17 protein-coding genes are annotated in these 19,549 nt (G+C 66.9%); 9 read left to right on the top strand and 8 right to left on the bottom strand.

What is annotated here, in order from left to right:
- The first annotated feature begins 486 nt into the window (after positions 1 to 486).
- Positions 487 to 1,746: an enoyl-ACP reductase FabV gene (gene fabV / locus N5J73_RS18450; protein ID WP_049447613.1), complete on the top strand. Its 1,260-nt coding sequence runs from the start codon at positions 487 to 489 to the stop codon at positions 1,744 to 1,746.
- Between the two features lie 114 nt (positions 1,747 to 1,860).
- On the opposite strand, the gene N5J73_RS18445 is transcribed toward fabV, so the two are convergent.
- From N5J73_RS18445 to N5J73_RS18435, 3 genes are all read right to left on the bottom strand, one after another.
- A complete protein-coding gene (locus N5J73_RS18445; protein ID WP_049447619.1) occupies positions 1,861 to 3,930 on the bottom strand; it encodes an EAL domain-containing protein in 2,070 nt (689 codons plus the stop codon).
- A gap of 91 nt (positions 3,931 to 4,021) precedes the next feature.
- Entirely contained in the window at positions 4,022 to 5,206 is a 1,185-nt protein-coding gene (locus N5J73_RS18440) for an NAD(P)/FAD-dependent oxidoreductase (RefSeq protein WP_049447614.1), read from the bottom strand.
- On the bottom strand, positions 5,203 to 5,751 hold the full coding sequence (locus N5J73_RS18435) for a YaeQ family protein (RefSeq protein WP_049447615.1): 549 nt from the start codon (positions 5,749 to 5,751) through the stop codon (positions 5,203 to 5,205). Before N5J73_RS18435 ends, N5J73_RS18440 begins: the two co-directional genes overlap by 4 nt.
- 124 nt (positions 5,752 to 5,875) lie before the next feature.
- On the opposite strand from N5J73_RS18435, the gene N5J73_RS18430 reads away from it, so the two are divergent.
- Positions 5,876 to 6,754 carry a pseudouridine synthase gene (locus N5J73_RS18430; protein WP_049447616.1) on the top strand — a complete coding sequence of 293 codons (879 nt, stop codon included), beginning with the start codon at positions 5,876 to 5,878 and terminating at the stop codon, positions 6,752 to 6,754.
- 6 nt (positions 6,755 to 6,760) lie between these two features.
- Here the strand turns inward: N5J73_RS18430 and N5J73_RS18425 are convergent, their stop codons facing one another.
- Positions 6,761 to 7,249, bottom strand: coding sequence for a YaiI/YqxD family protein (locus N5J73_RS18425; protein ID WP_010484520.1), 489 nt, complete (start codon positions 7,247 to 7,249; stop codon positions 6,761 to 6,763).
- Between the two features lie 301 nt (positions 7,250 to 7,550).
- On the opposite strand from N5J73_RS18425, the gene N5J73_RS18420 reads away from it, so the two are divergent.
- From N5J73_RS18420 to N5J73_RS18405, 4 genes are all read left to right on the top strand, one after another.
- Positions 7,551 to 7,760, top strand: a complete 210-nt coding sequence (locus tag N5J73_RS18420) for a cold-shock protein (protein ID WP_004153307.1) — start codon at positions 7,551 to 7,553, stop codon at positions 7,758 to 7,760.
- 184 nt (positions 7,761 to 7,944) lie between these two features.
- The gene (locus N5J73_RS18415) at positions 7,945 to 8,634 is read left to right on the top strand and encodes a glutathione S-transferase (protein ID WP_049447617.1); all 690 of its coding nucleotides are present in this window, start codon (positions 7,945 to 7,947) and stop codon (positions 8,632 to 8,634) included.
- 32 nt (positions 8,635 to 8,666) lie between these two features.
- Positions 8,667 to 10,232 (top strand): protein adenylyltransferase SelO, encoded by a 1,566-nt coding sequence (locus tag N5J73_RS18410; RefSeq protein WP_049447618.1) that lies wholly within the window; start codon positions 8,667 to 8,669, stop codon positions 10,230 to 10,232.
- A gap of 625 nt (positions 10,233 to 10,857) precedes the next feature.
- Positions 10,858 to 11,394, top strand: coding sequence for an adenine phosphoribosyltransferase (locus tag N5J73_RS18405; RefSeq protein ID WP_049447839.1), 537 nt, complete (start codon positions 10,858 to 10,860; stop codon positions 11,392 to 11,394).
- 174 nt (positions 11,395 to 11,568) lie between these two features.
- Here N5J73_RS18405 and dbpA read toward each other — a convergent pair whose 3' ends face one another.
- Positions 11,569 to 12,945 carry an ATP-dependent RNA helicase DbpA gene (gene dbpA, locus N5J73_RS18400; protein ID WP_049447840.1) on the bottom strand — a complete coding sequence of 459 codons (1,377 nt, stop codon included), beginning with the start codon at positions 12,943 to 12,945 and terminating at the stop codon, positions 11,569 to 11,571.
- An 85-nt stretch (positions 12,946 to 13,030) separates the two neighbouring features.
- A complete protein-coding gene (locus tag N5J73_RS18395; protein WP_049447841.1) occupies positions 13,031 to 14,110 on the bottom strand; it encodes a YeiH family protein in 1,080 nt (359 codons plus the stop codon).
- Positions 14,111 to 14,213: 103 nt separating this feature from the next.
- Between N5J73_RS18395 and N5J73_RS18390 the strand changes: the two genes are divergently transcribed.
- Together N5J73_RS18390 and N5J73_RS18385 are read left to right on the top strand one after the other, a co-directional pair.
- A complete protein-coding gene (locus N5J73_RS18390; protein WP_049447842.1) occupies positions 14,214 to 15,089 on the top strand; it encodes a LysR family transcriptional regulator in 876 nt (291 codons plus the stop codon).
- A 172-nt stretch (positions 15,090 to 15,261) separates the two neighbouring features.
- The gene (locus tag N5J73_RS18385) at positions 15,262 to 17,142 is read left to right on the top strand and encodes an ATP-binding cassette domain-containing protein (RefSeq protein ID WP_279941269.1); all 1,881 of its coding nucleotides are present in this window, start codon (positions 15,262 to 15,264) and stop codon (positions 17,140 to 17,142) included.
- 168 nt (positions 17,143 to 17,310) lie between these two features.
- Here the strand turns inward: N5J73_RS18385 and N5J73_RS18380 are convergent, their stop codons facing one another.
- Both N5J73_RS18380 and N5J73_RS18375 read right to left on the bottom strand, forming a co-directional pair.
- A complete protein-coding gene (locus tag N5J73_RS18380) occupies positions 17,311 to 17,772 on the bottom strand; it encodes a cytochrome c (protein WP_049447845.1) in 462 nt (153 codons plus the stop codon).
- A gap of 9 nt (positions 17,773 to 17,781) precedes the next feature.
- On the bottom strand, positions 17,782 to 18,171 hold the full coding sequence (locus N5J73_RS18375) for a c-type cytochrome (RefSeq protein WP_049447846.1): 390 nt from the start codon (positions 18,169 to 18,171) through the stop codon (positions 17,782 to 17,784).
- A 206-nt stretch (positions 18,172 to 18,377) separates the two neighbouring features.
- Between N5J73_RS18375 and N5J73_RS18370 the strand changes: the two genes are divergently transcribed.
- Positions 18,378 to 19,529, top strand: a complete 1,152-nt coding sequence (locus N5J73_RS18370) for an efflux RND transporter periplasmic adaptor subunit (protein ID WP_049447848.1) — start codon at positions 18,378 to 18,380, stop codon at positions 19,527 to 19,529.
- Positions 19,530 to 19,549 lie beyond the last annotated feature (20 nt).

Raw genomic sequence — 19,549 nt, 5'->3', positions numbered from 1 at the left:
TCCGACACCGCCCCACCTCTGACAGACTCCTGTGGCTGTCGGTAGGTGTCGACCTTGGTCGACACTTCTGTGAGATATCGATAATCAAACTCGGATCAGATTTACTGTGTCGACCAAGGTCGACACCCACCAGAGCAGAAAGCCGTCCTGACAGATCGCGGAAATCTGTCGAAGGCGGGGTGGGTCCGGTTGAGGGGGCGTGAGCCGCATGGATGCGGCGACCGAGCTTACATGGACGTACTTGCAGCGTCCCCCGCAACCGGATCCACCCCGCCGACCCGCAGGAAACCAGCTTTTTGCTGTGGCTTCGGCACTGGCTTTTAGCGGGTGCAGGGCGCAGCCCTGCAAAGAGAAACCCCACCCTACGCCAGCGTCGGTTGTGCAATCTTCCCCCGCGCACTACGATCCTGCGGTTCGCGCGCGCAGGCGCGCACCCGTATTCCTGCTGAGCGCCCCGCGCGCCGCATCTGCCAACCCGAGGTATCCATGGTCATCAAACCGCGCGTCCGCGGCTTCATCTGCGTCACCACCCACCCGACCGGCTGCGAGGCCGCGGTCAAGCAGCAGATCGACTACATCCGCGCGCGCCCGCCAATCCAGAACGGCCCCAAGCGCGTGCTGGTGATCGGCGCCTCCACCGGCTACGGCCTGGCTGCGCGCATCACCGCTGCCTTCGGCAGTGGCGCCGCAACCCTGGGCATCTTCTTCGAACGCCCGGGCAGCGAAACCAAGCCGGGCACGGCGGGGTGGTACAACTCGGCCGCGTTCCACAAGTACGCCGACGAGGCTGGCCTGTACGCCAAGAGCATCAACGGTGACGCCTTCTCCGATGAAGTGAAGGCCAGGACCATCGAGATGATCAAGGCTGATCTCGGTCAGGTCGATCAGGTCGTCTACAGCCTGGCCGCGCCGCGCCGCAAGCACCCGAAGACCGGTGAAATCATCAGCTCCACGCTGAAGCCGATCGGCGAGCCGATCACGCTGCGTGGCCTGGATACCGACAAGGAAGTGCTGACCGAGACCCATCTGCAGCCGGCTACCCCGGAAGAGATCGCCGGTACCGTCGCGGTGATGGGCGGTGAGGACTGGCAGATGTGGATCGACGCGCTGGCCGACGCCGGCGTGCTGGCCAACGGCTGCACCACCACCGCCTTCACCTATGTGGGCGAAGAGATCACCCAGGCGATCTACTGGAACGGCTCGATCGGCGCCGCCAAGAAGGATCTGGACACCAAGGTGCTGGGCCTGCGCGAGAAGCTGGCCAAGATCGGCGGCGATGCGCGCGTGTCGGTGCTGAAGGCCGTGGTCACCCAGGCCAGCTCGGCCATTCCGACCATGCCGCTGTACCTGTCGCTGCTGTTCAAGGTGATGAAGGAGAAGGGCACGCACGAAGGCTGCATCGAGCAGCTCGACGTGCTGTACGACATTCTCTACGGCGGCAAGGCCGACGGCGTGGCGATCGATCGCCTGCGCCACGACCTGGTCGATGGCGATGGCCACACCGTTGCGCTGGTCGATGACGAAGGCCGCCTGCGTGCCGATTACAAGGAAATGGCTGCGGACGTGCAGGGCAAGGTGGTTGCGCTGTGGCCGCAGGTGACCAACGAGAACCTCTACGAGATCAGCGATCTGGCCGGCTACAAGGCCGACTTCCTGCGCCTGTTCGGTTTCGGCGTGGAGGGCGTTGACTACGAAGCCGACGTCAATCCGGACGTGAAGATCGAAAATCTGGTCGACATGACCTGATCAATGAAAAGGCCGGCGAAAGCCGGCCTTTTCGTTTGTGTAGAGCCGAGCCATGCTCGGCTGCGCTTCGCTTGAGTCCGGCAGCCGAGCATGGCTCGGCTCTGCAGGTAGGGGTCACCCGAACTCGAAGCCCATTTCCGGCAGCGCGGGGCCAACGAAGTCGCCCTGCACGTAGTCCACGCCGGCACTGAACAGCAGCGTCATCGAATTGGCGTCGCTGACGAACTCGGCGATGGTGCGGATGCCGGCTCCCTGCGCGCGCGCGGTGATCTGGCTGATGCGGTCGATGTTCTCGCGGGTGGCCGCCAGATCGCTGGTGAAGCCGCGGTCCAGCTTCAGGAACTGCGGCTGGAAGTGGGCCAGCAGCTGGAACGAGTCCAGCCCCGAACCGAACTGCTCCAGGCCGATGCGGCAGCCCAGGGGCGCCACTTCGGCCAGGAACTGCTGCGCACTGCGCAGGTGGGTGAACACTTTCGCTTCCGGCGCATGCAGCCACAGCCGTTCGCCGGGCACGCCTTGTGCCTGCAGCTCGCGTCGCAGGGTGGCGATCATCTGCGGGTCGTCGAACGATTCCGGCGTCACCTTCACCAGCATCTGCGTGGCATGGCCTTCGCGTGCACGTTGGCCCAGCACTGCGATGGCCTGTGACACCACCCAGCGGTTGATGTCGGCCAGCAGGCCGTGTTCCTCTGCGATGCCGAGGAACGCAGTCGGGCCCAGCAGCTCGCCGTTGTGCTCAAGGCGCAGGTAGGCCTCATACAGCTCCAGCGACTCGCCCTGCAGGTTCAGCACCGGCTGGTAGTGCAGCTGGAAGCCATCACCGGCCAGCGCTTCACGGATACGGGCGACCCAGCGCAGCACGCGCTCTTCCTCCACGCGGTCGGCGGCGGCCGGGTCGAAGATGCGGCAGGTGTTGCCCAGTTCAGCGGCGGCCTGCGTGCATTCGCTGGCGCGTGCCAGCACCTGGCCAATGCTGGCGATCTTCTCGCCCACCTGCACGCCACCGATGCTGACCGTTACCGTGGCCGAACGCGCGCCGATGCTGAAGACGTGTGCGGCGTAGGCTTCGCGGATGCGCTCGGCCAGCGCCACGGTCTGCGCGTAGGGCCCGGCCTGCAGCACGGCAAAATTGTGTTCGCCGAAGCGGGCCAGCTGCGCGTCCTCGCCAATTACCTCGGCCAGCAGGCCGGCGAGGGCGCCGATCAGGGTGTCGGCCGACGCCAGGCCGATGTCCGGCAGCAGGCGCGCGTAGTGGTCCGGCTCGATCAGCAGCAGGCCGAACTGGCCCTCGCTGCGCCCGGCCTGCGCCACCGCGCTTTCCAGCTGCAGCATGAAGGTCGGGCGGTTGAGCAGGCCGGTGACCTGGTCGCGCTGGCGCAGGTCCTCGACCTCGCGCGCCAGCTCGGGATCGAACTCCATGCGGCGGCGGAGCACCACCTGCAGGCAGGATTCGCCCTCGTAGGTGGCGGCGGTGAATTCCATCGTCGCCGGGAACGCGCTGCCATCCTCGTGACGGGCATCAAGCTGGTACTGCGGCGGCGGCGCCTCGCCACGGCTGAGGCCCTTCAGTAGCTGCTTGAAGCCTTCCACATGCTGGGCGGCGACCATGTCCAGCAGCGAGATGCCTTCGATGTCGTCGAAATGCTCGTAACCAAACATTTCCAGATAGGCATCGTTGGCGCGGATGTGCATGCCTTCATGCACGTAGGCGATGGGGTCGCGCGAGGAGGCGATCAGGGCATCGCAGCGGCGCTCGGTCTCGCGCATCTGTGCCTCGATGCGGCGCAGGCCACGACGTGCCTGCAGGTCCACCCACTGGTCACGGACCACAGCGAGCAGGTGCTCGGAACGCTGGCGCAGGGCGAGGGCACGGATACCGTGGCTGCTGGCCTGCACCAGTTCGTCTTCGTCGATACGCTCGGCCAGCAGTACCAACGGAATGTCCTTGCCGCTGGCAGCAATATGCTGGGCCACCAGTGGCAGCGGAATGCCCTGGGAGGGCGAAGCCAGCACCAGGTCGATGGCCTGGCCGGCCAGCACCTGGGCCAGCTCGGCTGCATCCTGCGGACGCCACGGGCGTACCGCGATGCCGCTGTTGCGCAGGGTGCTGACGATGGCCTCGGCATTTTCGCCGCTGTCATCGACGATCAGCAGGCGGATGGTGATGTCGTTCGCGTTCTGCATGCACTGCTCCCCAATCTGCAAATCTAGATACACGATGCGCGCCGAACCGTCCATGCGCGCACCCCTTGCACGCATCGAACGGCGATGTGGTTCACACCACGCCACCGGCCGCGTGGCCGCTGGCCCAGGCCCACTGGAAGTTGTAGCCGCCCAGCCAGCCGGTCACATCCAGCACCTCGCCAACGAAATGCAGGCCGGGCACACGCTTGGATTCCATCGTCGAAGACGAGACCTCGGCGGTGTCCACGCCGCCCAGGGTGACCTCAGCGGTACGGTAGCCTTCGGTGCCGCTGGCCACCAGCGGGAACGCGCCCAGCAGCTGCGCGGCCTGGCGCAGCACCGGCTCGTCCAGCTGCCGGACGGGCCGGTCGGGCAGCCAGTGTTCGCACAGCCGCTGTGCCAGCCGCTTCGGCAGTACCTCGCCCAGCACCGTGCGCAGCTCGGCGGCGGGTCGTTCGCGCTTCATCTGGCGCAGCCACTCGCCGGCATCCTGGCCGGGCAGCAGGTCCAGCTCCAGCGCGTCGCCAGGTTGCCAGAACGAGGAGATCTGCAGGATCGCCGGGCCACTCACGCCGCGATGGGTCAGCAGCATGAAGTTCTGGAAGCTCTTTCCGTTGCAGCGCGCCTCGATGGGGAGAGCGACGCCGCTGAGATCGGCCAGCCGTTCCTGGTGCTTGCCACTGAGCGTCAGCGGCACCAGGCCTGCGCGGGTCGGCAGCACCTGGTGGCCGAACTGTCGGGCCACTTCATAACCAAAGCCGGTGGCGCCCATGCTGGGAATGGACAGGCCGCCGGTGGCAACCACCAGCGAGGCGCAATGGAACAGGCCTTGTGTGGTGTGGACACGGAAGCCGTCGCTGCCGTGCTCGATGCGCTGCACGCTGCAGTCGGTACGCACCTGCACACCTGCCGCCTCGCATTCGTCCACCAGCATCTTCACGATCTGCTTGGACGAGACATCGCAGAACAGCTGGCCCAGCTCTTTTTCGTGATAGGCGATGCCGTGTTTGTGCACCAGCTCGATGAAGTGCCAGGGCGTGTAGCGCGCCAGCGCCGACTTGCAGAAGTGCGGGTTGGCCGACAGGAAGTTGGCCGGGGTGGTGCCGGTGTTGGTGAAGTTGCAACGGCCACCGCCGGACATCAGGATCTTCTTGCCGACCTTGTTGGCATGGTCGATCACCTGCACCTGGCGGCCGCGCTGGCCAGCCGTGATCGCGGTCATCAGCCCGGCCGCGCCGGCGCCGATGACCACCACATCGCAACGGATCGTGCTCATGCCTTGGCGCGCTTGCGCCAGTTCGGGATCACGTCGAGCTGGATCTGGTCGTTGAGCAGCTGCACTTCACCGTCCTGGATCAACACGCTCCAACGCATGGCGCGCTGGATCTGCTGGCCCCACAGTTCGACGAAGGCACCGTCGAGGTCGACCACCGAAAGGTTGTCGAAGCGCGCCAGGCCCTTGCTCTGCTTGCTCCACCAGATGTCCGAGGCGTTGCCGCCGTAGTTGATCACCTGCACCTGGCGGCTGCGGTTGCTGGCTTTGCGGATGCGCGATTCGTCCGGATGGCCCAGGTCGATCCACTGCAGGATGTCGCCGGTGTAGTCGTGTTCCCACAGATCCGGCTCGTCATCGGTGCTCAGGCCGCGGCCGAATTCGAGGCGATCGCTGGCATTGAGGGCGAAGGCGAGCAGGCGCACCATCAGGCGATCGTCGGTCTCGGACGGGTGCTGGGCCAGGGTCAGGTTGTGGGTCACGTAGTAGCCGCGATCCATGTCGCTGATCTGCAGTTCGGCCTTGCGGATGGTGGCGGTGAGAGCCATGGGGGGTCCGTGGACTAAAGACGACAATGATAGAGGTTTGCTCCAGGGGTGTCCGTTGCCGGTCTGTCTGCGCAGCGTCAACGGTGGCACTCTTGCGCTCTTTCCCGTGGCCGGAGTGGACGCCATGACCTTGCCCAGCCGCCTGCAGCTGCCGCCCGGCCACTGGCCCAGCCTGCTCGATGGCCTGTGCGCGCGTTTCCCGCGCATCGACCGCGCGCAATGGCAGGACCGTTTCGCCCGAGGCCGTGTGCAGGATGCGCGGGGCAGGGCACTGGCGCCGGACATGCCTTGGCAGGTTGGGCTGGACATCCAGTACTTCCGCGAAGTGGCCGACGAGCCTGTGATTCCCTTCGCCGAGACCATCCTGCATCTGGATGCGCACCTGCTGGTGGCCGAAAAGCCGCACTTCCTGCCGGTGACGCCGGCCGGTGGCTATGTACGCGAAACCCTGCTGGCGCGCCTGGTCGCACGTACCGGAAACACCGAACTGGCGCCGTTGCACCGCTTGGACCGGCTGACCGCCGGCCTGGTGCTGTTCTCGACCCAGGCAGCCACGCGTGATGCCTATCAGCGGCTGTTCCGCGAGCGGCGCATCGAGAAGACCTATGAGGCGCTGGCACCGGCGCTGCCCGGGCTGGAGTTTCCGCTGCAGCGCGACAGCCGCCTGGTGTCGGGGGAGCCGTTCTTTCGCATGGCCGAAGTGCCGGGCGAGCCCAATGCGCGCAGTCGGATCGAGCTGATCCAGGCCGAAGGGCCGGTCTGGCGCTACCGGCTGCGGCCGGAAACCGGCCGCAAGCACCAGCTGCGCGTGCATATGGCGATGTTGGGCGCACCCATCGAGGGCGATGACCTGTATCCGCAGCTGAGGCCGCGCCGGGATGACACGTTCGAGTCGCCCCTGCAGCTGCTGGCGCAGGGGCTGGCCTTCGATGACCCATTGAGCGGGGAGCCACGGCGGTTCAGCAGCCAGCGGCGCCTGTGCCTGCCCGGCCAGAGCGGATAGGGCCGTTCAGCGAACCGGGCGTCGGGCCAGCCAGCGATCCAGCTCGGCGGCGAACAGCTGCCGGTCGCGCGGGCCCAGCGGCGGAGGGCCCCCGGTCTGCACTCCGGCGCCGCGCAGCTCTTCCATGAAATTGCGCATCGACAGCCGCTCGGCCATGTTGTTCGGGGTGTACAGCTGGCCGCGCGGGTTCAGCGCCACGGCCTTCTTCTCCAGCACCAGCGCGGCCAGTGGGATGTCCTGGGTGACGACCAGGTCTCCGGCGGCGACCCGTTCGACGATGGCGCTGTCGGCCACGTCCAGGCCCTGGGGCACCTGGATCGAGCGCAGCCAGCGTGAGGGCGGGGTCCGGATCCACTGGTTGGCGACCAGGGTCAGCTCGATGCCAACGCGTTCAGCGGCACGGAACAGGATGTCGCGAATGACGGTGGGGCAGGCGTCCGCGTCCACCCAGATGCGGGGGAGCGCGGGTTCAGCTTGGGTTTCAGCTTCAGTCATTTACCCAGTGTAGGGTAGGAAAATCCTGAATGGGGACTCGGGGTTAGCCTCGATCGGCTGCCAGCCCTTGTCACGTCTAGCGGGCGGGGCCAGCCCATGAACGTCCGGGCTATCGCTTTTTGCAGAAAACACGCGTATCGTTCGTCCCACTGTGTTTGCTAGGGTCACCGTGAATCGTGGCCTGGTGCAGTTGATCTCACGATCCGCTCATCGATCCGCTTTACCAACGCCTGCAACTCAGTCTCGGCCCCGATACCCGGTGGCTGCGATTTTTTCAACATGTGTTTCAGGAGTTAGTCAAATGTCTGATCGTCAGACCGGCACCGTCAAGTGGTTCAACGACGCCAAGGGCTTCGGCTTCATCACCCCGGAAAGCGGCCCGGACCTGTTTGTGCACTTCCGTGCCATCCAGGGCACCGGCTTCAAGACCCTGCAGGAAGGCCAGAAGGTTACCTTCATCGCCGTCCAGGGTCAGAAGGGTATGCAGGCTGACCAGGTGCAGGCGGTCTAATCCGTCTGCTACCGTTTGGTAGCCAGAACGCCGGAAGCGAAAGCTTCCGGCGTTTTTTATTGCCCGCTGCTTTGTAGAGTCGAGCTTGCTCGACTGTCTCTGGAAATCAGTCGAGCAAGCTCGACTCTACAAGCGGCATGCACTCTGCGCGGTAGGATGAAATTCCTCCCCAAGGATCATCCCCATGCGCATCGTCCATCACCTGGAAAACTCCCGTTCCCTGCGCGTGCTGTGGATGCTGGAGGAGCTGGGGCTGGACTACGAACTGCGCCGTTATCCGCGTGATCCGAAGACGCTGCTGGCGCCGCCGGAACTGCGCAACGTGCATCCGCTGGGCAAGTCGCCGGTACTGCAGGATGGCGAACTGGTACTGGCCGAGTCCGGCGCGATCCTCGACTACCTCGCGGACCGCTACGACACGCAGCGCCAGCTGTCGCCGTCGCCGATGCCGGCCGATGGTGCCGAGCGCATCGCCTACCGCTATTGGCTGCACTACGCCGAAGGCTCGGCGATGCCGCCGCTGCTGCTGACCCTGGTGATGGGCCGCATCCGCAACGCGCCGATGCCGTTCTTCGCGCGCCCGATCGCGCGCAGCATCGCCGACAAGGCCGAACGTGGCTTCATCGGCCCACAGCGGCGCCAGCACCTCGACTGGATGGAGCGCCGCCTTGCCGAAAGCCCATGGTTCGCCGGCGAGCGCTTCAGTGCGGCCGACATCCAGATGAGCTTCCCGATCCAGGCTGCCGCCGCGCGCGGCGGTGGCCTCGACGACAAGCCGGCACTGCGTGGCTTCCTCAAGCGTATCGGCGAGCGCCCGGCCTACCAGCGTGCCGAGGCCCACGGCGGCCACCTGCAGGCGCTCAGCGGCAATTGAGGAGGGCGGCCGTCGCCCCCATCTTCAGCACCATGGATACCGACAGCCCCCGTTTCGACAACCGCCTGCTGCAGACCCTGCCGGGCGACCCCGAATCCGGCCCGCGCCGGCGCGAAGTGCTGGGCGCGGCCTGGTCGCCGGTGATGCCGACCCCGGTGACGGCGCCCACGCTGCTGGCCTGGGCACCGGACGTCGCCGCGATGCTTGGTTTCGATACCGCTGAGGTCGAGAGCGAAGGCTTCGCGCAGGTGTTTGGCGGCAATGCACTGTACGCCGGCATGCAGCCATGGGCCGCCAACTACGGCGGCCATCAGTTTGGCCATTGGGCCGGCCAGCTCGGCGATGGCCGTGCGATCTCGCTGGGTGAACTGGTCGCGCCGGATGGCCGGCATTGGGAGCTGCAGCTGAAGGGGGCCGGCCCCACGCCTTATTCGCGCGGCGCCGATGGGCGCGCAGTGCTGCGCTCATCCATCCGTGAATTCCTCTGCAGCGAGGCCATGCACCACCTGGGCGTGCCGACCACGCGCGCATTGTCGCTGGTGGGTACCGGCGACGACGTGGTGCGCGACATGTTCTACGACGGCCATCCGCGTGCAGAGCCCGGCGCCATCGTATGCCGGGTGTCGCCGTCGTTCCTGCGCTTTGGTTCCTTCGAACTGCCGGCGTCGCGCGGGGAAACCGCCCTGCTGCAGCAGCTGGTCGATGCCTGCATCGCGCGTGATTTCCCTGGACTGCAAGGGCAGGGCGAGGCGCTGTACGGCGACTGGTTCGCGCAGATCGCGGTGCGCACCGCCGAGATGATCGCGCACTGGATGCGCGTCGGCTTCGTGCATGGCGTGATGAATACCGACAACCTGTCCGTGCTCGGCCTCACGCTCGACTACGGTCCCTACGGCTGGGTCGAGGATTTCGATCCGGACTGGACACCGAACACCACCGACGCGCAGGGCCGCCGCTACCGCTTCGGTACCCAGCCGCAGGTCGCGTACTGGAACCTGAGCCGGTTGGCGCAGGCACTATCGCCGCTGTTTGCCGATGTCGCACCGCTGCAGGCCGGTCTGGCGGCTTACCAGTCCACCTTCGTGGCCTGCACGCGCCGCGACGCCGCAGACAAGCTCGGCCTGGCCGCGGCCGACGATGACGACCTGCAGCTCTACCTGCGCTGGCAGCAGCTGATGCAGGACGGCGGGATGGACATGACCCTGGCCTGGCGCGCGCTGATGCGGATCGATCCGGTGGCGCCCGATGCGGGCGTGCTGGACGCGGTGTACTACGACGAGGCGCGCCAGCAGGCGGTGCAGGCACCGTTGCAGCAGTGGCTGCAGGACTACGCGGCGCGCCTGCGCAGCGATCCGCTGTCGGCCAGCGAACGCCTGGCGAAGATGGCAGCGGCCAACCCGCTGTACGTGTTGCGCAACTGGCTGGCACAGGAGGCGATCGACCGCGCCGAACAGGGCGACCTCGGCGGTATTCATGCGTTGCAGGACGTACTGCGCGATCCATACACCGAGCGTGCCGGCCTGGAACACTTCGCCGGCAAGCGCCCGGTGTGGGCCGACAACCGCGCCGGCTGCTCGATGCTGTCCTGCAGTTCCTGAGGGTGGGTTTCGGCAGGGCTGCGCCCTGCACCTGCAGAGGCCACCGCGCAAGCAAAGGCCATAGCCAAAGCCAAAGCCAATGCGGCTCTGGATTGTTGATGGTCTGGCGGGGCGGTGTGGGGCTGCAGGACACGCCGTAAACCCGTCCATGGGGGCTCGATGGCGCCATCCATGGCGCCAACGGTCCTGCAGCCCCACACCGCCCCACCTCCGACAGATTCCCGCTGCTGTGGGTAGGTGTCGACCTTGGTCGACACGGTAGATCCACGCCATGCGTGGATGCTCTTCGTTCAATTCTCGAAATATTCGATTTCGATTGAGATTCATCCACACATGGCGTGGATTCGCGACAGATCGCAGAAATCTGTCGAAGGCGGGGTGGGTCCGGTGGCGGGAGTGTCCGCGGCATGGATGCCGCGGCCAAGCCCCCAAGGACGGGTTTACGGCGTCTCCCGCCACCGGACCCACCCCGCCATCCCACAGGAATCCTGCTGTTGCCGTTGCTCTTGCTGTTGCCTTGGCTTGAAGCCTCTGCAGGTGCCGGGCGCAGCCCGGCCGATACCCCCAACAGGCAGGCGGCGCCCGGAACAGGTACCCTATGCCGCCATCAGATAGCCAATGTGACATGACCGACGCCATCGTCGCTCCGCAGTGGGCCTCCCGCCTGCGCGACATCGCCGACTTCCCCAAGCCCGGCATCCTCTTCAAGGACATCATGCCGCTGCTCGCCCACAGCGAGGACTTCCGCGGTGCCATCACCGCGATGGCCGACCGCTGGCGCGACCAGAAGCTGGACGCGGTGATCGGTATCGAATCGCGTGGCTTCATCCTTGGCGCCGCGATGGCGCTGGAACTGGGCGTCGGCTTCGTGCCGGTGCGCAAGCCGGGCAAGCTGCCGGGCCAGGTGCTGCGCGAGGAATACACGCTGGAATACCGCAGCGACTGCATCGAAGTGCACGCCGATGCGCTGCCGGCCGGTGCCCGCGTGGCAATCATCGACGACGTGCTGGCCACTGGCGGCACGCTGGTCGCTGCGCTGTCGCTGGTGCGCCGCCTGGGTGTTGAAGTGGTCGGCGCCGGCGTGCTGGTCGAACTGGACGGCCTCGGTGGTCGCGCCCGCTGGGAATCGGATCTGCCGCTGCACACCGAACTGGTGTTCTGATCGAAGGGCAGGTGCCAACCAAGGTTGGCATCTACCAGAGCGAATGGCCGGGAGCCGGTAGTTGCCAACCTTGGTTGGCAGCACTTTTCGCGACGGGTGCCATGGACGGGCCAACCAAGGTTGGCCGCTACCAGGTCAGATCGTTGCCAACCGGGGTTGGCAACGCTGCTTCAATCACATCATCCGCACTCGGAAACGGCGGCCCTTGATCTTGCCGGCTTCCAGCTTGGCCACGGCCTTGTTGGCCTGCTCGCGCGCGATCGCCACATAGGAGCGGGTCGGGAAGATCGCGATCTTGCCGATGAACTTGCTCGACAGGCCGGCATCACCGGTCAGCGCACCGAGGATGTCGCCCGGGCGCAGCTTGTCGGTCTTGCCGCCGTCGATCCGCAGGGTGCGCATCGCGGCCTGCGGCAATTCGGCCGGGCGCGCGGTTGCCAGCGGCGTCTTCTGCCAGTCCAGCGGCTGCCCCATCTGCGCTTCGATGGCTTCGGCACGGGTCTTCTCGCGACCGGCCACCAGGCTGATCGCCAGGCCGCTGGCACCGGCCCGGCCGGTGCGGCCCACGCGGTGCTGGTAGCTCTCCACGTCGGTCGGCAGCTCGTAGTTGATCACCGCCGCCAGCTCTTCCACGTCCAGGCCGCGTGCGGCCACGTCGCTGGCCACCAGCACGTTGCAGCTGCGGTTGGCCAGCAGCAACAGCACTTCCTCGCGGTCGCGCTGTTCCATGTCGCCATGCAGAGCCAGTGCGGAGAAGCCGAACTGCTGCAGCGAGTTGGCAACTTCGTCCACGTCCTTGCGGGTGTTGCAGAACACCACCGCCGATTCCGGGGTGTACTTCAGCAGCAGGCCGGCCAGCGCCTTCTGGCGATGCGCCGGTTCCACCTCGCAGAACAGGTGGCGGATCGCCGGTGCCTGGTCGGCGCCTTCCACGGTCACTTCCACCGCGTCGCGCAGCAGATCGCGCGCCATGGCGCGGATGCTGTCGGGGAAAGTGGCCGAGAACAGCAGGCTCTGGCGGTCCTTGTGGGTGCGGCCGGCGATCTCGCGGATCGGCTCTTCGAAGCCCATGTCGAGCATGCGGTCGGCCTCGTCCAGCACCAGCGTGCGCACCGCACCCAGATTCAGCGCGCGCTTGCGTGCCAGCTCCTGCACACGGCCGGGCGTGCCGACCACCACGTGCGGGTCATGGCCCTCCAGCGACGCCAACTGCGGGCCCAGCGGCACGCCGCCAACCAGCAGCAACAGTTTCAGGTTGGGGATGCCGGTGGCCAGCTTGCGGATCTGCTTGCCGACCTGGTCGGCCAGTTCGCGGGTCGGGCACAGCACCAGCGCCTGCACGCGGATCAGGCTGGGGTCGATGGCCTGCAGCAGGCCCAGGCCGAAGGCGGCGGTCTTGCCACTGCCGGTCGGCGCCTGTGCGATCACATCGCGGCCATCCAGGATGGCCGGCAGGCTCTGCGCCTGCACGGGGGTGAGGGTGGTGTAGCCGAGGGCATCCAGGCCGGGCTGCAGGGCCGGGCTCAGCGGCAGGGTCGAGAAGTCATTCATGGCGCATTGTACCCGTCCGCGCGGCCGCTCCCTGCTCTGGGGTCTTCATCCATGTGGGTGCCGACCCTGGTCGGCACGCTCTTGATCAGCCCAGCATTGCCAGCACACCCTGGTGGATCGCCAGGCCACCGAACAACAGCCAGGCGAACAGGATCAGTGCCAGCAGCAGCGGCTTCAGGCCCGCCTGGCGCAGCGCCGAGACGTGGGTGGTCAGTCCCAGCGCGGCCATCGCCATCGCCAGCAGCACGGTATCCAGCTGCACCAGCCCGGCCTGGAGGCCAGCCGGCAGCAGGTGCAGCGAGTTGAAACCGGCCACCCCCACGAAACCGAACGCGAACCACGGCACCACGATGCGCGCCTTGCTGCCGTCGGCGCTGGCCTTGCCGCCACGGGCCAGCCACAGCGACAGCGCGATCAGGAACGGCGCCAGCAGCATCACCCGCACCATCTTGGTGATCACCGCTGTGTCGGCCGCTGCTTCGTTGACCGCGCGGCCTGCCGCCACCACCTGTGCCACTTCATGCACCGTCGCACCGGTGAAAAGACCGTACTGCCGCGCGTCCATCGCCAGCCAGCCGTGCGACTGCACCAAGGCATACAGCGCCGGGTACAGGAACATCGCCAGCGTGCCGAAGACCACCACCGTAGAGACCGCGACGGTGACCTGCGCAGCGCGGCCGCGCACCACCGGCTCGGCGGCCATCACCGCCGCCGCGCCGCAGATCGCGCTGCCGGCACCGATCAGCATGGCCGCCTCGCGCTCCATCTTGAACACGCGCACGCCCAGCCAGCAGGCCAGGCCGAAGGTGCTGGCAACCACCAGCACGTCCATCAGCACGCCAGTGACGCCGACATGGCCGATGTCCTGGAAGGTCAGGCGCAGACCGTACAGCACGATGCCGGCGCGCAGCAGCCAGTGCTTGGAGAAGCCGACGCCGGCCGCGCTGCCCGGTGCCAGCCGCGGGTAAAGGGTGTTGCCGACCACGATGCCGGCGACGATGGCCACGGTCAGTGCGCTCAAGCCATGCGCCTGCAGCCAGGGAAGCTCGGCCAGGTACAGCGATGCCGCCGCGATCAGGCCCACCAGCAGAAGGCCGGGCAGACGCGGTTGCCAGCGTTGGCGCAGGGCAGGCAGGGTCCAGGAGGAGAGAGCGGGGGCGTTCATGGCAAGGGCAGGGCTGGAAGGATGGGGGCAAGCGTGCGCCTGCCTGACCGACCTGTAAAACGAATAATATGGGTGAAACCTACCTATCTAGAAGGTAATAAGCATGCGACTGACGTTGCGACAGCTTCAGGTATTCGTCGCCATTGCCGACCACGGCAGCACCACCGCCGCCGGACAGGCCATTGCGCTCTCGCAGTCGGCCAGCAGCGCCGCGCTGCACGAACTGGAGGCGCACTTCGGCACCCCGCTGTTCGACCGCATCGGCCGCCGCTTGGCGCTCAACGGGCACGGCCGCGCACTGCTGGAGCCGGCGCGCACCCTGCTGGTCAACGCCGCCGATCTGGAGCGGCAGCTGGCCGCCGGCGGCGACCCGTCGCAGGGCGCGCCGCTGCGGCTGGTGCTGGCCGCCAGTACCACCATCGGCAATTACCTGCTGCCGCCACGCATCGCCGAACTGCTGCGCCAGGCACCACAGGCCGAGGTCGACCTGCGCATCGACAACAGTGCCGGCGTGGTCGCCGCCGTGCAGCGCCTGGATGTGGACGCCGGCCTGATCGAAGGCCCGTGCCACGAGCGTGGCCTGCAGGTCACCGCTTGGCAGCAGGATCCGCTGGTGATCGTGGCTGCCGCCGACGCCCCCGCGCGCTGGGCGCTGGAAGAACTGCGCCGCGCGCGCTGGCTGCTGCGCGAACCGGGCTCCGGCACCCGCGAAGCCGTGGAACAGGCGCTGCTGCCGCACCTGCGCGGTTTCGCCCAGACCCTGCAGCTGGGCAATACCGAAGCAATCAAGCAGGCCGCCATCGCCGGCCTCGGCCTGGCCTGCCTCTCGCGCCACGCGCTGGAGGAGCCCTTGGCCCTGGGCCGCCTGCGCGTGCTCGAGACCCCGCTGCCCGCCCTGCAACGCACCCTGTGGCTGGTACGCCACCCGGGCAAGCAATGGCTGCCGGGGTTGCAGGTGTTGTTGGGGGAAGTGGGGTAGGCGCGACCTCGTGGAGTCGACTATCGCGCGCAGCGCGGGCTTTTCGCGGGCATTGGTGGAAGAGCAGTCGACTAACAGTCGACTCTACCGAGCGGCATCGCGCAGGCTGCGGCATCGCAGGCGGGCTGCCGCAGCGATTCCGGCTGGCCTCCCCAGCCCTTACACTATGGGGATGCCTCTGATTACCCTACAGAACGTCGACTTCAGCGTCGGCGGCCCGTTGTTGCTGGAAAAGGCCGAACTGTCGATCGAGCCGGGCGAACGCATCGCCCTGATCGGCCGCAACGGCGCCGGCAAATCCACCCTGCTCAAGCTGCTGTCCGGCGACCACAAGCCCGATGACGGCGAAGTCCGCGTGCAGCAGGGCGTGCGTGTCACCCGCCTGGAGCAGGAAGTGCCACACGGCGCGGCCGGTTCGGTGTTCGACGTCGTCGCCGATGGCCTCGGCGAACTGGGCCAGTGGCTGGCCGAATTCCACCACCTCAGCCATGCCGAGGTCTTCGATGGCGAAGCCCTCGGCAACGTGCAGGCCAAGATCGACGCCGCCAACGGCTGGGGCCTGGACCAGCGCGTCAGCGAAACCCTGACCAAGCTCGACCTGGATGGGGAGGCCGAGTTCGGCCGCCTGTCCGGCGGCATGAAGCGCCGCGTGCTGCTCGCCCGCGCGCTGGTGTCCAGCCCCGATGTGCTGCTGCTGGACGAACCGACCAACCACCTGGACATCGAGGCCATCGACTGGCTCGAAGCGTTCCTGAAGGGCTGGAGCGGCAGCGTGGTGTTCGTCACCCATGACCGCCGCTTCCTGCGTGCGCTGGCCACCCGCATCGTCGAGATCGATCGCGGCCAGGTCACCAGCTGGCCGGGCGACTGGGCCAACTACGAGCGCCGCCGCGAGGAACGCCTCAATGCACAGGCGCAGGAAAACGCACGCTTCGACAAGCTGCTGGCGCAGGAAGAAGTCTGGATCCGCCAGGGCATCAAGGCCCGCCGCACCCGCGATGAAGGCCGTGTGCGCCGCCTGAAGGCGATGCGTAACGAACGTTCGCAGCGTCGCGACCTCAGCGGCAACGTCAAGATGGAAGCCGCGCAGGGCGTCAGCTCCGGCAAGAAGGTGATCGACGTCAAGGACATTTCGTTCGCGTTCGGCGAGCGCACCATGGTCCGCGATTTCACCACCACCATCCTGCGTGGCGATCGCATCGGCCTGATCGGCCCCAACGGCAGCGGCAAGACCACGCTGCTGAAGCTGCTGCTGGGCGAACTGCAGCCAGCCAAGGGTGAGGTCAATGCGGGCACCAACCTGCAGATCGCGTATTTCGACCAGTACCGTGCGGTGCTGCGCGAAGACTGGAGCGCGATCGAGAACGTGGCCGAAGGCCGCGACTTCCTCGAGTTCAACGGCAAGCGCAAGCACGTGCATGCTTACCTGCAGGACTTCATGTTCACCCCGGAACGTGCGCGTGCGCCGATCACCCGCCTGTCCGGTGGCGAGCGCAACCGCCTGCTGCTGGCCAAGCTGTTCGCGCAGCCGTCCAACCTGCTGGTGATGGACGAACCGACCAACGACCTCGACGTGGAAACCCTGGAGCTGCTGGAAGAGCTGCTGGGCGACTACACCGGCACCCTGCTGCTGGTCAGCCACGACCGTGACTTCATCGACAACGTGGTGACCTCCACGCTGGTGATGGAAGGCGACGGCGTGATCGGTGAGTACGTTGGCGGCTACAGCGACTGGAAGCGTTATGCGGCCAGTGTGGCGACGCCTGCTGCGGCTCCGGCAGCCAAGCCGGCGGCAGCTGCACCGGCCGCCACGGCCGCTGCTCCGGCTGCGCCCAAGCGCAAGCTGGCCTACAAGGAAGCGCGCGAACTGGAGCAGTTGCCGAAGACCATCGAGAAGCTGGAAGGCGATGTCGAAGGCCTGACCTCGGCGATGAACGACCCGTCGTTCTACACCCGCAGCAGTGCCGAAGTGACCGCGCACACGCAGCAGCTGGCCAAGGTGCAGGCCGAGCTGGATGCCGCGTACGCGCGCTGGGAAGAGCTGGAAGGCTGAGTATCGGTCGGCGCCAACGGTTGCGCCGATTGATGTAGAGCCGAGCCCACGCTCGGCTCAGTAGATCCACGCCGTGCGTGGATATCCGAATCTGTGCGGACCAACGGTCCGCACCCACCAATCTGCGGTCCGTGCGGACCAAGGTCCGCACCCACCGGGGGTCGGCGGTCATTTGACCCCGTGCAGATCCCGCAGCTGGGTCGGCCGGCTGCCGAAATACGCCGCCAGATCGGCAATGTCCTGATCACTCAGGTCCTTCGCCTGCGGCGTCATCAGCGCATGCTGGCGGTCACCGGCGCGGTAGGCCTGCAGCGCATGCGCCAGGTAGTCGCCGTACTGCCCACCCAGTTTCGGATAGGTCGGATCGATCGGCGCATTGCCGTCGGCCCCGTGGCAGTCGATGCAACTCTGGTTGGTGGCTTTGCCCTTCACCTTGGCGCGGGCTTCGCCTGCTGCCTCGCGACCTGCCGGCAGGCCGGCGGAGGACGATGAACCGTGTTCGCCGCTGGCATGGCCCGGGTCGGCGGCGGATTTCTCGCTGTTTTCCACCTGCGACTGCGAACACGCCGCCAGCAGCAGGGCAACGGACAGGGCGATGGCGTGACGCATCGGATGCGCGGCTTTCGACATGGGCGGGCCTTACTTGACGGTGGACAGGTAAACAGCGAGATCGGCGATCTCCTGTTCGCTGAAACTCATCGACTGCGCCTGCATCGTCGGATGCCTGCGCTTGCCCTGGCGGTACTCAGTCAGGGCCTGGGCCAGGTACTGCTGGGTCTGGCCGCCGATCTTCGGCACCCGGTAACTGGGGTAGGCGTTCTTGTAACCGGTGATGCCATGGCACCCCTGGCAGGTATAGGCAAGGACACGGCCATTGTCGAAGTTGCCGGTGGGGGCGGCAGGCGCCGGGGCGGCGGCGGGAGCCGGGGCCGGGGCAGGTGTGGCAGGAGCAGGAGCGGGCTGTGCGGCGGCCCCAAGGGGCAGGAGGACGGCCAGAGCGAGACAAGCGGCGAGCGGCTGCGGGCGCATGGTGTCGTTTCCGGGGATTCGGGTCTGGTCGTTCCGGCGTGGGGTACGGAACGCCCCGAGTATAGCCTCAGGTTTCATCTAGCTGAAATGGGGGGTGGCCCGACCAGCGGCGTGAAGACACCATGACCTTTGGGATATGGTGTTGCCGTGAAGTGGTGAATTACTTTGCTACCACACCTGTCCACGTATCCTCCAGGGACCTGACGATGTCACACCCAACCTTCCTGTCCGGCCGTCGCAGCGGAATCTGCGCTGCCGCACTGCTGATCTCCACCTCCCTGCTGCTGGGCGGTTGCGCCGCAGGGCCCAATTCCGAAGCCAAGGCTGCCGAGACCAAGGAGGAGAAGAAGGTTGACGCGGTCCCCGTCGAAGTGGCCGTGGCCAGCCATCGTGCGGTTGCCGCCAGCTACACCGGCACCGCTGCGCTGGAACCGCGCGCCGAATCGCAGGTGGTGGCCAAGACCTCCGGCGTGGCGCTGGCGGTGCTGGTCGAGGAAGGCCAGCGGGTCACCGCCGGCCAACCGCTGGTGCGCCTGGACCCGGACCGCGCACGCTTGGCCGTAGCCCAGAGCGAAGCGCAGATGCGCAAGCTGGAAAACAACTACCAGCGTGCACAGAAACTGGTTGGCCAGCAGATGGTCAGCGCCGCCGATGTTGACCAGCTGCGTTTTGATCTGGAAAACGCCCGTGCGCAGTACCGCCTGGCTACGCTGGAGCTGTCCTACACCACCGTCGTGGCACCGATCTCCGGCGTGATCGCCTCGCGCTCGATCAAGACCGGCAACTTCGTGCAGATCAATACACCGATCTTCCGCATCGTCGACAACTCGCGGCTGGAAGCCACCCTCAACGTGCCCGAGCGTGAGCTGGCCACCCTGCGCGCCGGCCAGCCGGTGACGCTGGCCGCCGATGCGTTGCAGGGCCAAAGCTTCACCGGCACCGTCGATCGCATTGCGCCGGTGGTTGACTCAGGTAGCGGCACGTTTCGCGTGGTCAGCGCCTTCGATGGCGCCGCGCACGCACTGCAGCCCGGCATGTTCGGGCGCATCCGCATTGATTACGACCAGCGTGCCGATGCGCTGGTGGTGCCGCGCCTGGCGCTGCTCGACGACGGTGAGCCGGCGGTGTTCCGGGTGCGCGAAGGCAAGGTCGCACGCGTTCCGGTCAAGCTGGGTTACGCCGAGGGCCCGTGGGTGGAGATCCGTGATGGCCTGGCGGCCGGTGATCAGGTGGTCACCGCCGGCAAGGTCGCCCTGCGCGACGGTACCGCGGTGCAGGTGATCGCCGATCCGAAGGCAAAGGCAAAGACGGTCGCAGCGGCCGCAAAGCCGGCAGACAAGGCCGGGAGCAAGCAATGACCGGCCCGGGCCACGACCAC

Origin of the sequence: Stenotrophomonas sp. GD03654, from assembly GCF_029845105.1 — a bacterium.
Lineage (GTDB): Bacteria > Pseudomonadota > Gammaproteobacteria > Xanthomonadales > Xanthomonadaceae > Stenotrophomonas > Stenotrophomonas africana.
This window is presented reverse-complemented; position numbering and strand designations above follow the sequence as displayed.

Coding starts and splice junctions, on each gene's coding strand:
- N5J73_RS18370 (WP_049447848.1), top strand. CDS start 18,378: ATGTCACACCCAACCTTCCTGTCCGGCCGTCGCAGCGGAATCTGCGCT.
- N5J73_RS18410 (WP_049447618.1), top strand. CDS start 8,667: ATGGATACCGACAGCCCCCGTTTCGACAACCGCCTGCTGCAGACCCTG.
- N5J73_RS18420 (WP_004153307.1), top strand. CDS start 7,551: ATGTCTGATCGTCAGACCGGCACCGTCAAGTGGTTCAACGACGCCAAG.
- N5J73_RS18380 (WP_049447845.1), bottom strand. CDS start 17,772: ATGTCGAAAGCCGCGCATCCGATGCGTCACGCCATCGCCCTGTCCGTT.
- dbpA (WP_049447840.1), bottom strand. CDS start 12,945: ATGAATGACTTCTCGACCCTGCCGCTGAGCCCGGCCCTGCAGCCCGGC.
- N5J73_RS18375 (WP_049447846.1), bottom strand. CDS start 18,171: ATGCGCCCGCAGCCGCTCGCCGCTTGTCTCGCTCTGGCCGTCCTCCTG.
- N5J73_RS18385 (WP_279941269.1), top strand. CDS start 15,262: ATGCCTCTGATTACCCTACAGAACGTCGACTTCAGCGTCGGCGGCCCG.
- N5J73_RS18415 (WP_049447617.1), top strand. CDS start 7,945: ATGCGCATCGTCCATCACCTGGAAAACTCCCGTTCCCTGCGCGTGCTG.
- N5J73_RS18440 (WP_049447614.1), bottom strand. CDS start 5,206: ATGAGCACGATCCGTTGCGATGTGGTGGTCATCGGCGCCGGCGCGGCC.
- N5J73_RS18435 (WP_049447615.1), bottom strand. CDS start 5,751: ATGGCTCTCACCGCCACCATCCGCAAGGCCGAACTGCAGATCAGCGAC.
- N5J73_RS18395 (WP_049447841.1), bottom strand. CDS start 14,110: ATGAACGCCCCCGCTCTCTCCTCCTGGACCCTGCCTGCCCTGCGCCAA.
- fabV (WP_049447613.1), top strand. CDS start 487: ATGGTCATCAAACCGCGCGTCCGCGGCTTCATCTGCGTCACCACCCAC.
- N5J73_RS18430 (WP_049447616.1), top strand. CDS start 5,876: ATGACCTTGCCCAGCCGCCTGCAGCTGCCGCCCGGCCACTGGCCCAGC.
- N5J73_RS18390 (WP_049447842.1), top strand. CDS start 14,214: ATGCGACTGACGTTGCGACAGCTTCAGGTATTCGTCGCCATTGCCGAC.
- N5J73_RS18445 (WP_049447619.1), bottom strand. CDS start 3,930: ATGCAGAACGCGAACGACATCACCATCCGCCTGCTGATCGTCGATGAC.
- N5J73_RS18425 (WP_010484520.1), bottom strand. CDS start 7,249: ATGACTGAAGCTGAAACCCAAGCTGAACCCGCGCTCCCCCGCATCTGG.
- N5J73_RS18405 (WP_049447839.1), top strand. CDS start 10,858: ATGACCGACGCCATCGTCGCTCCGCAGTGGGCCTCCCGCCTGCGCGAC.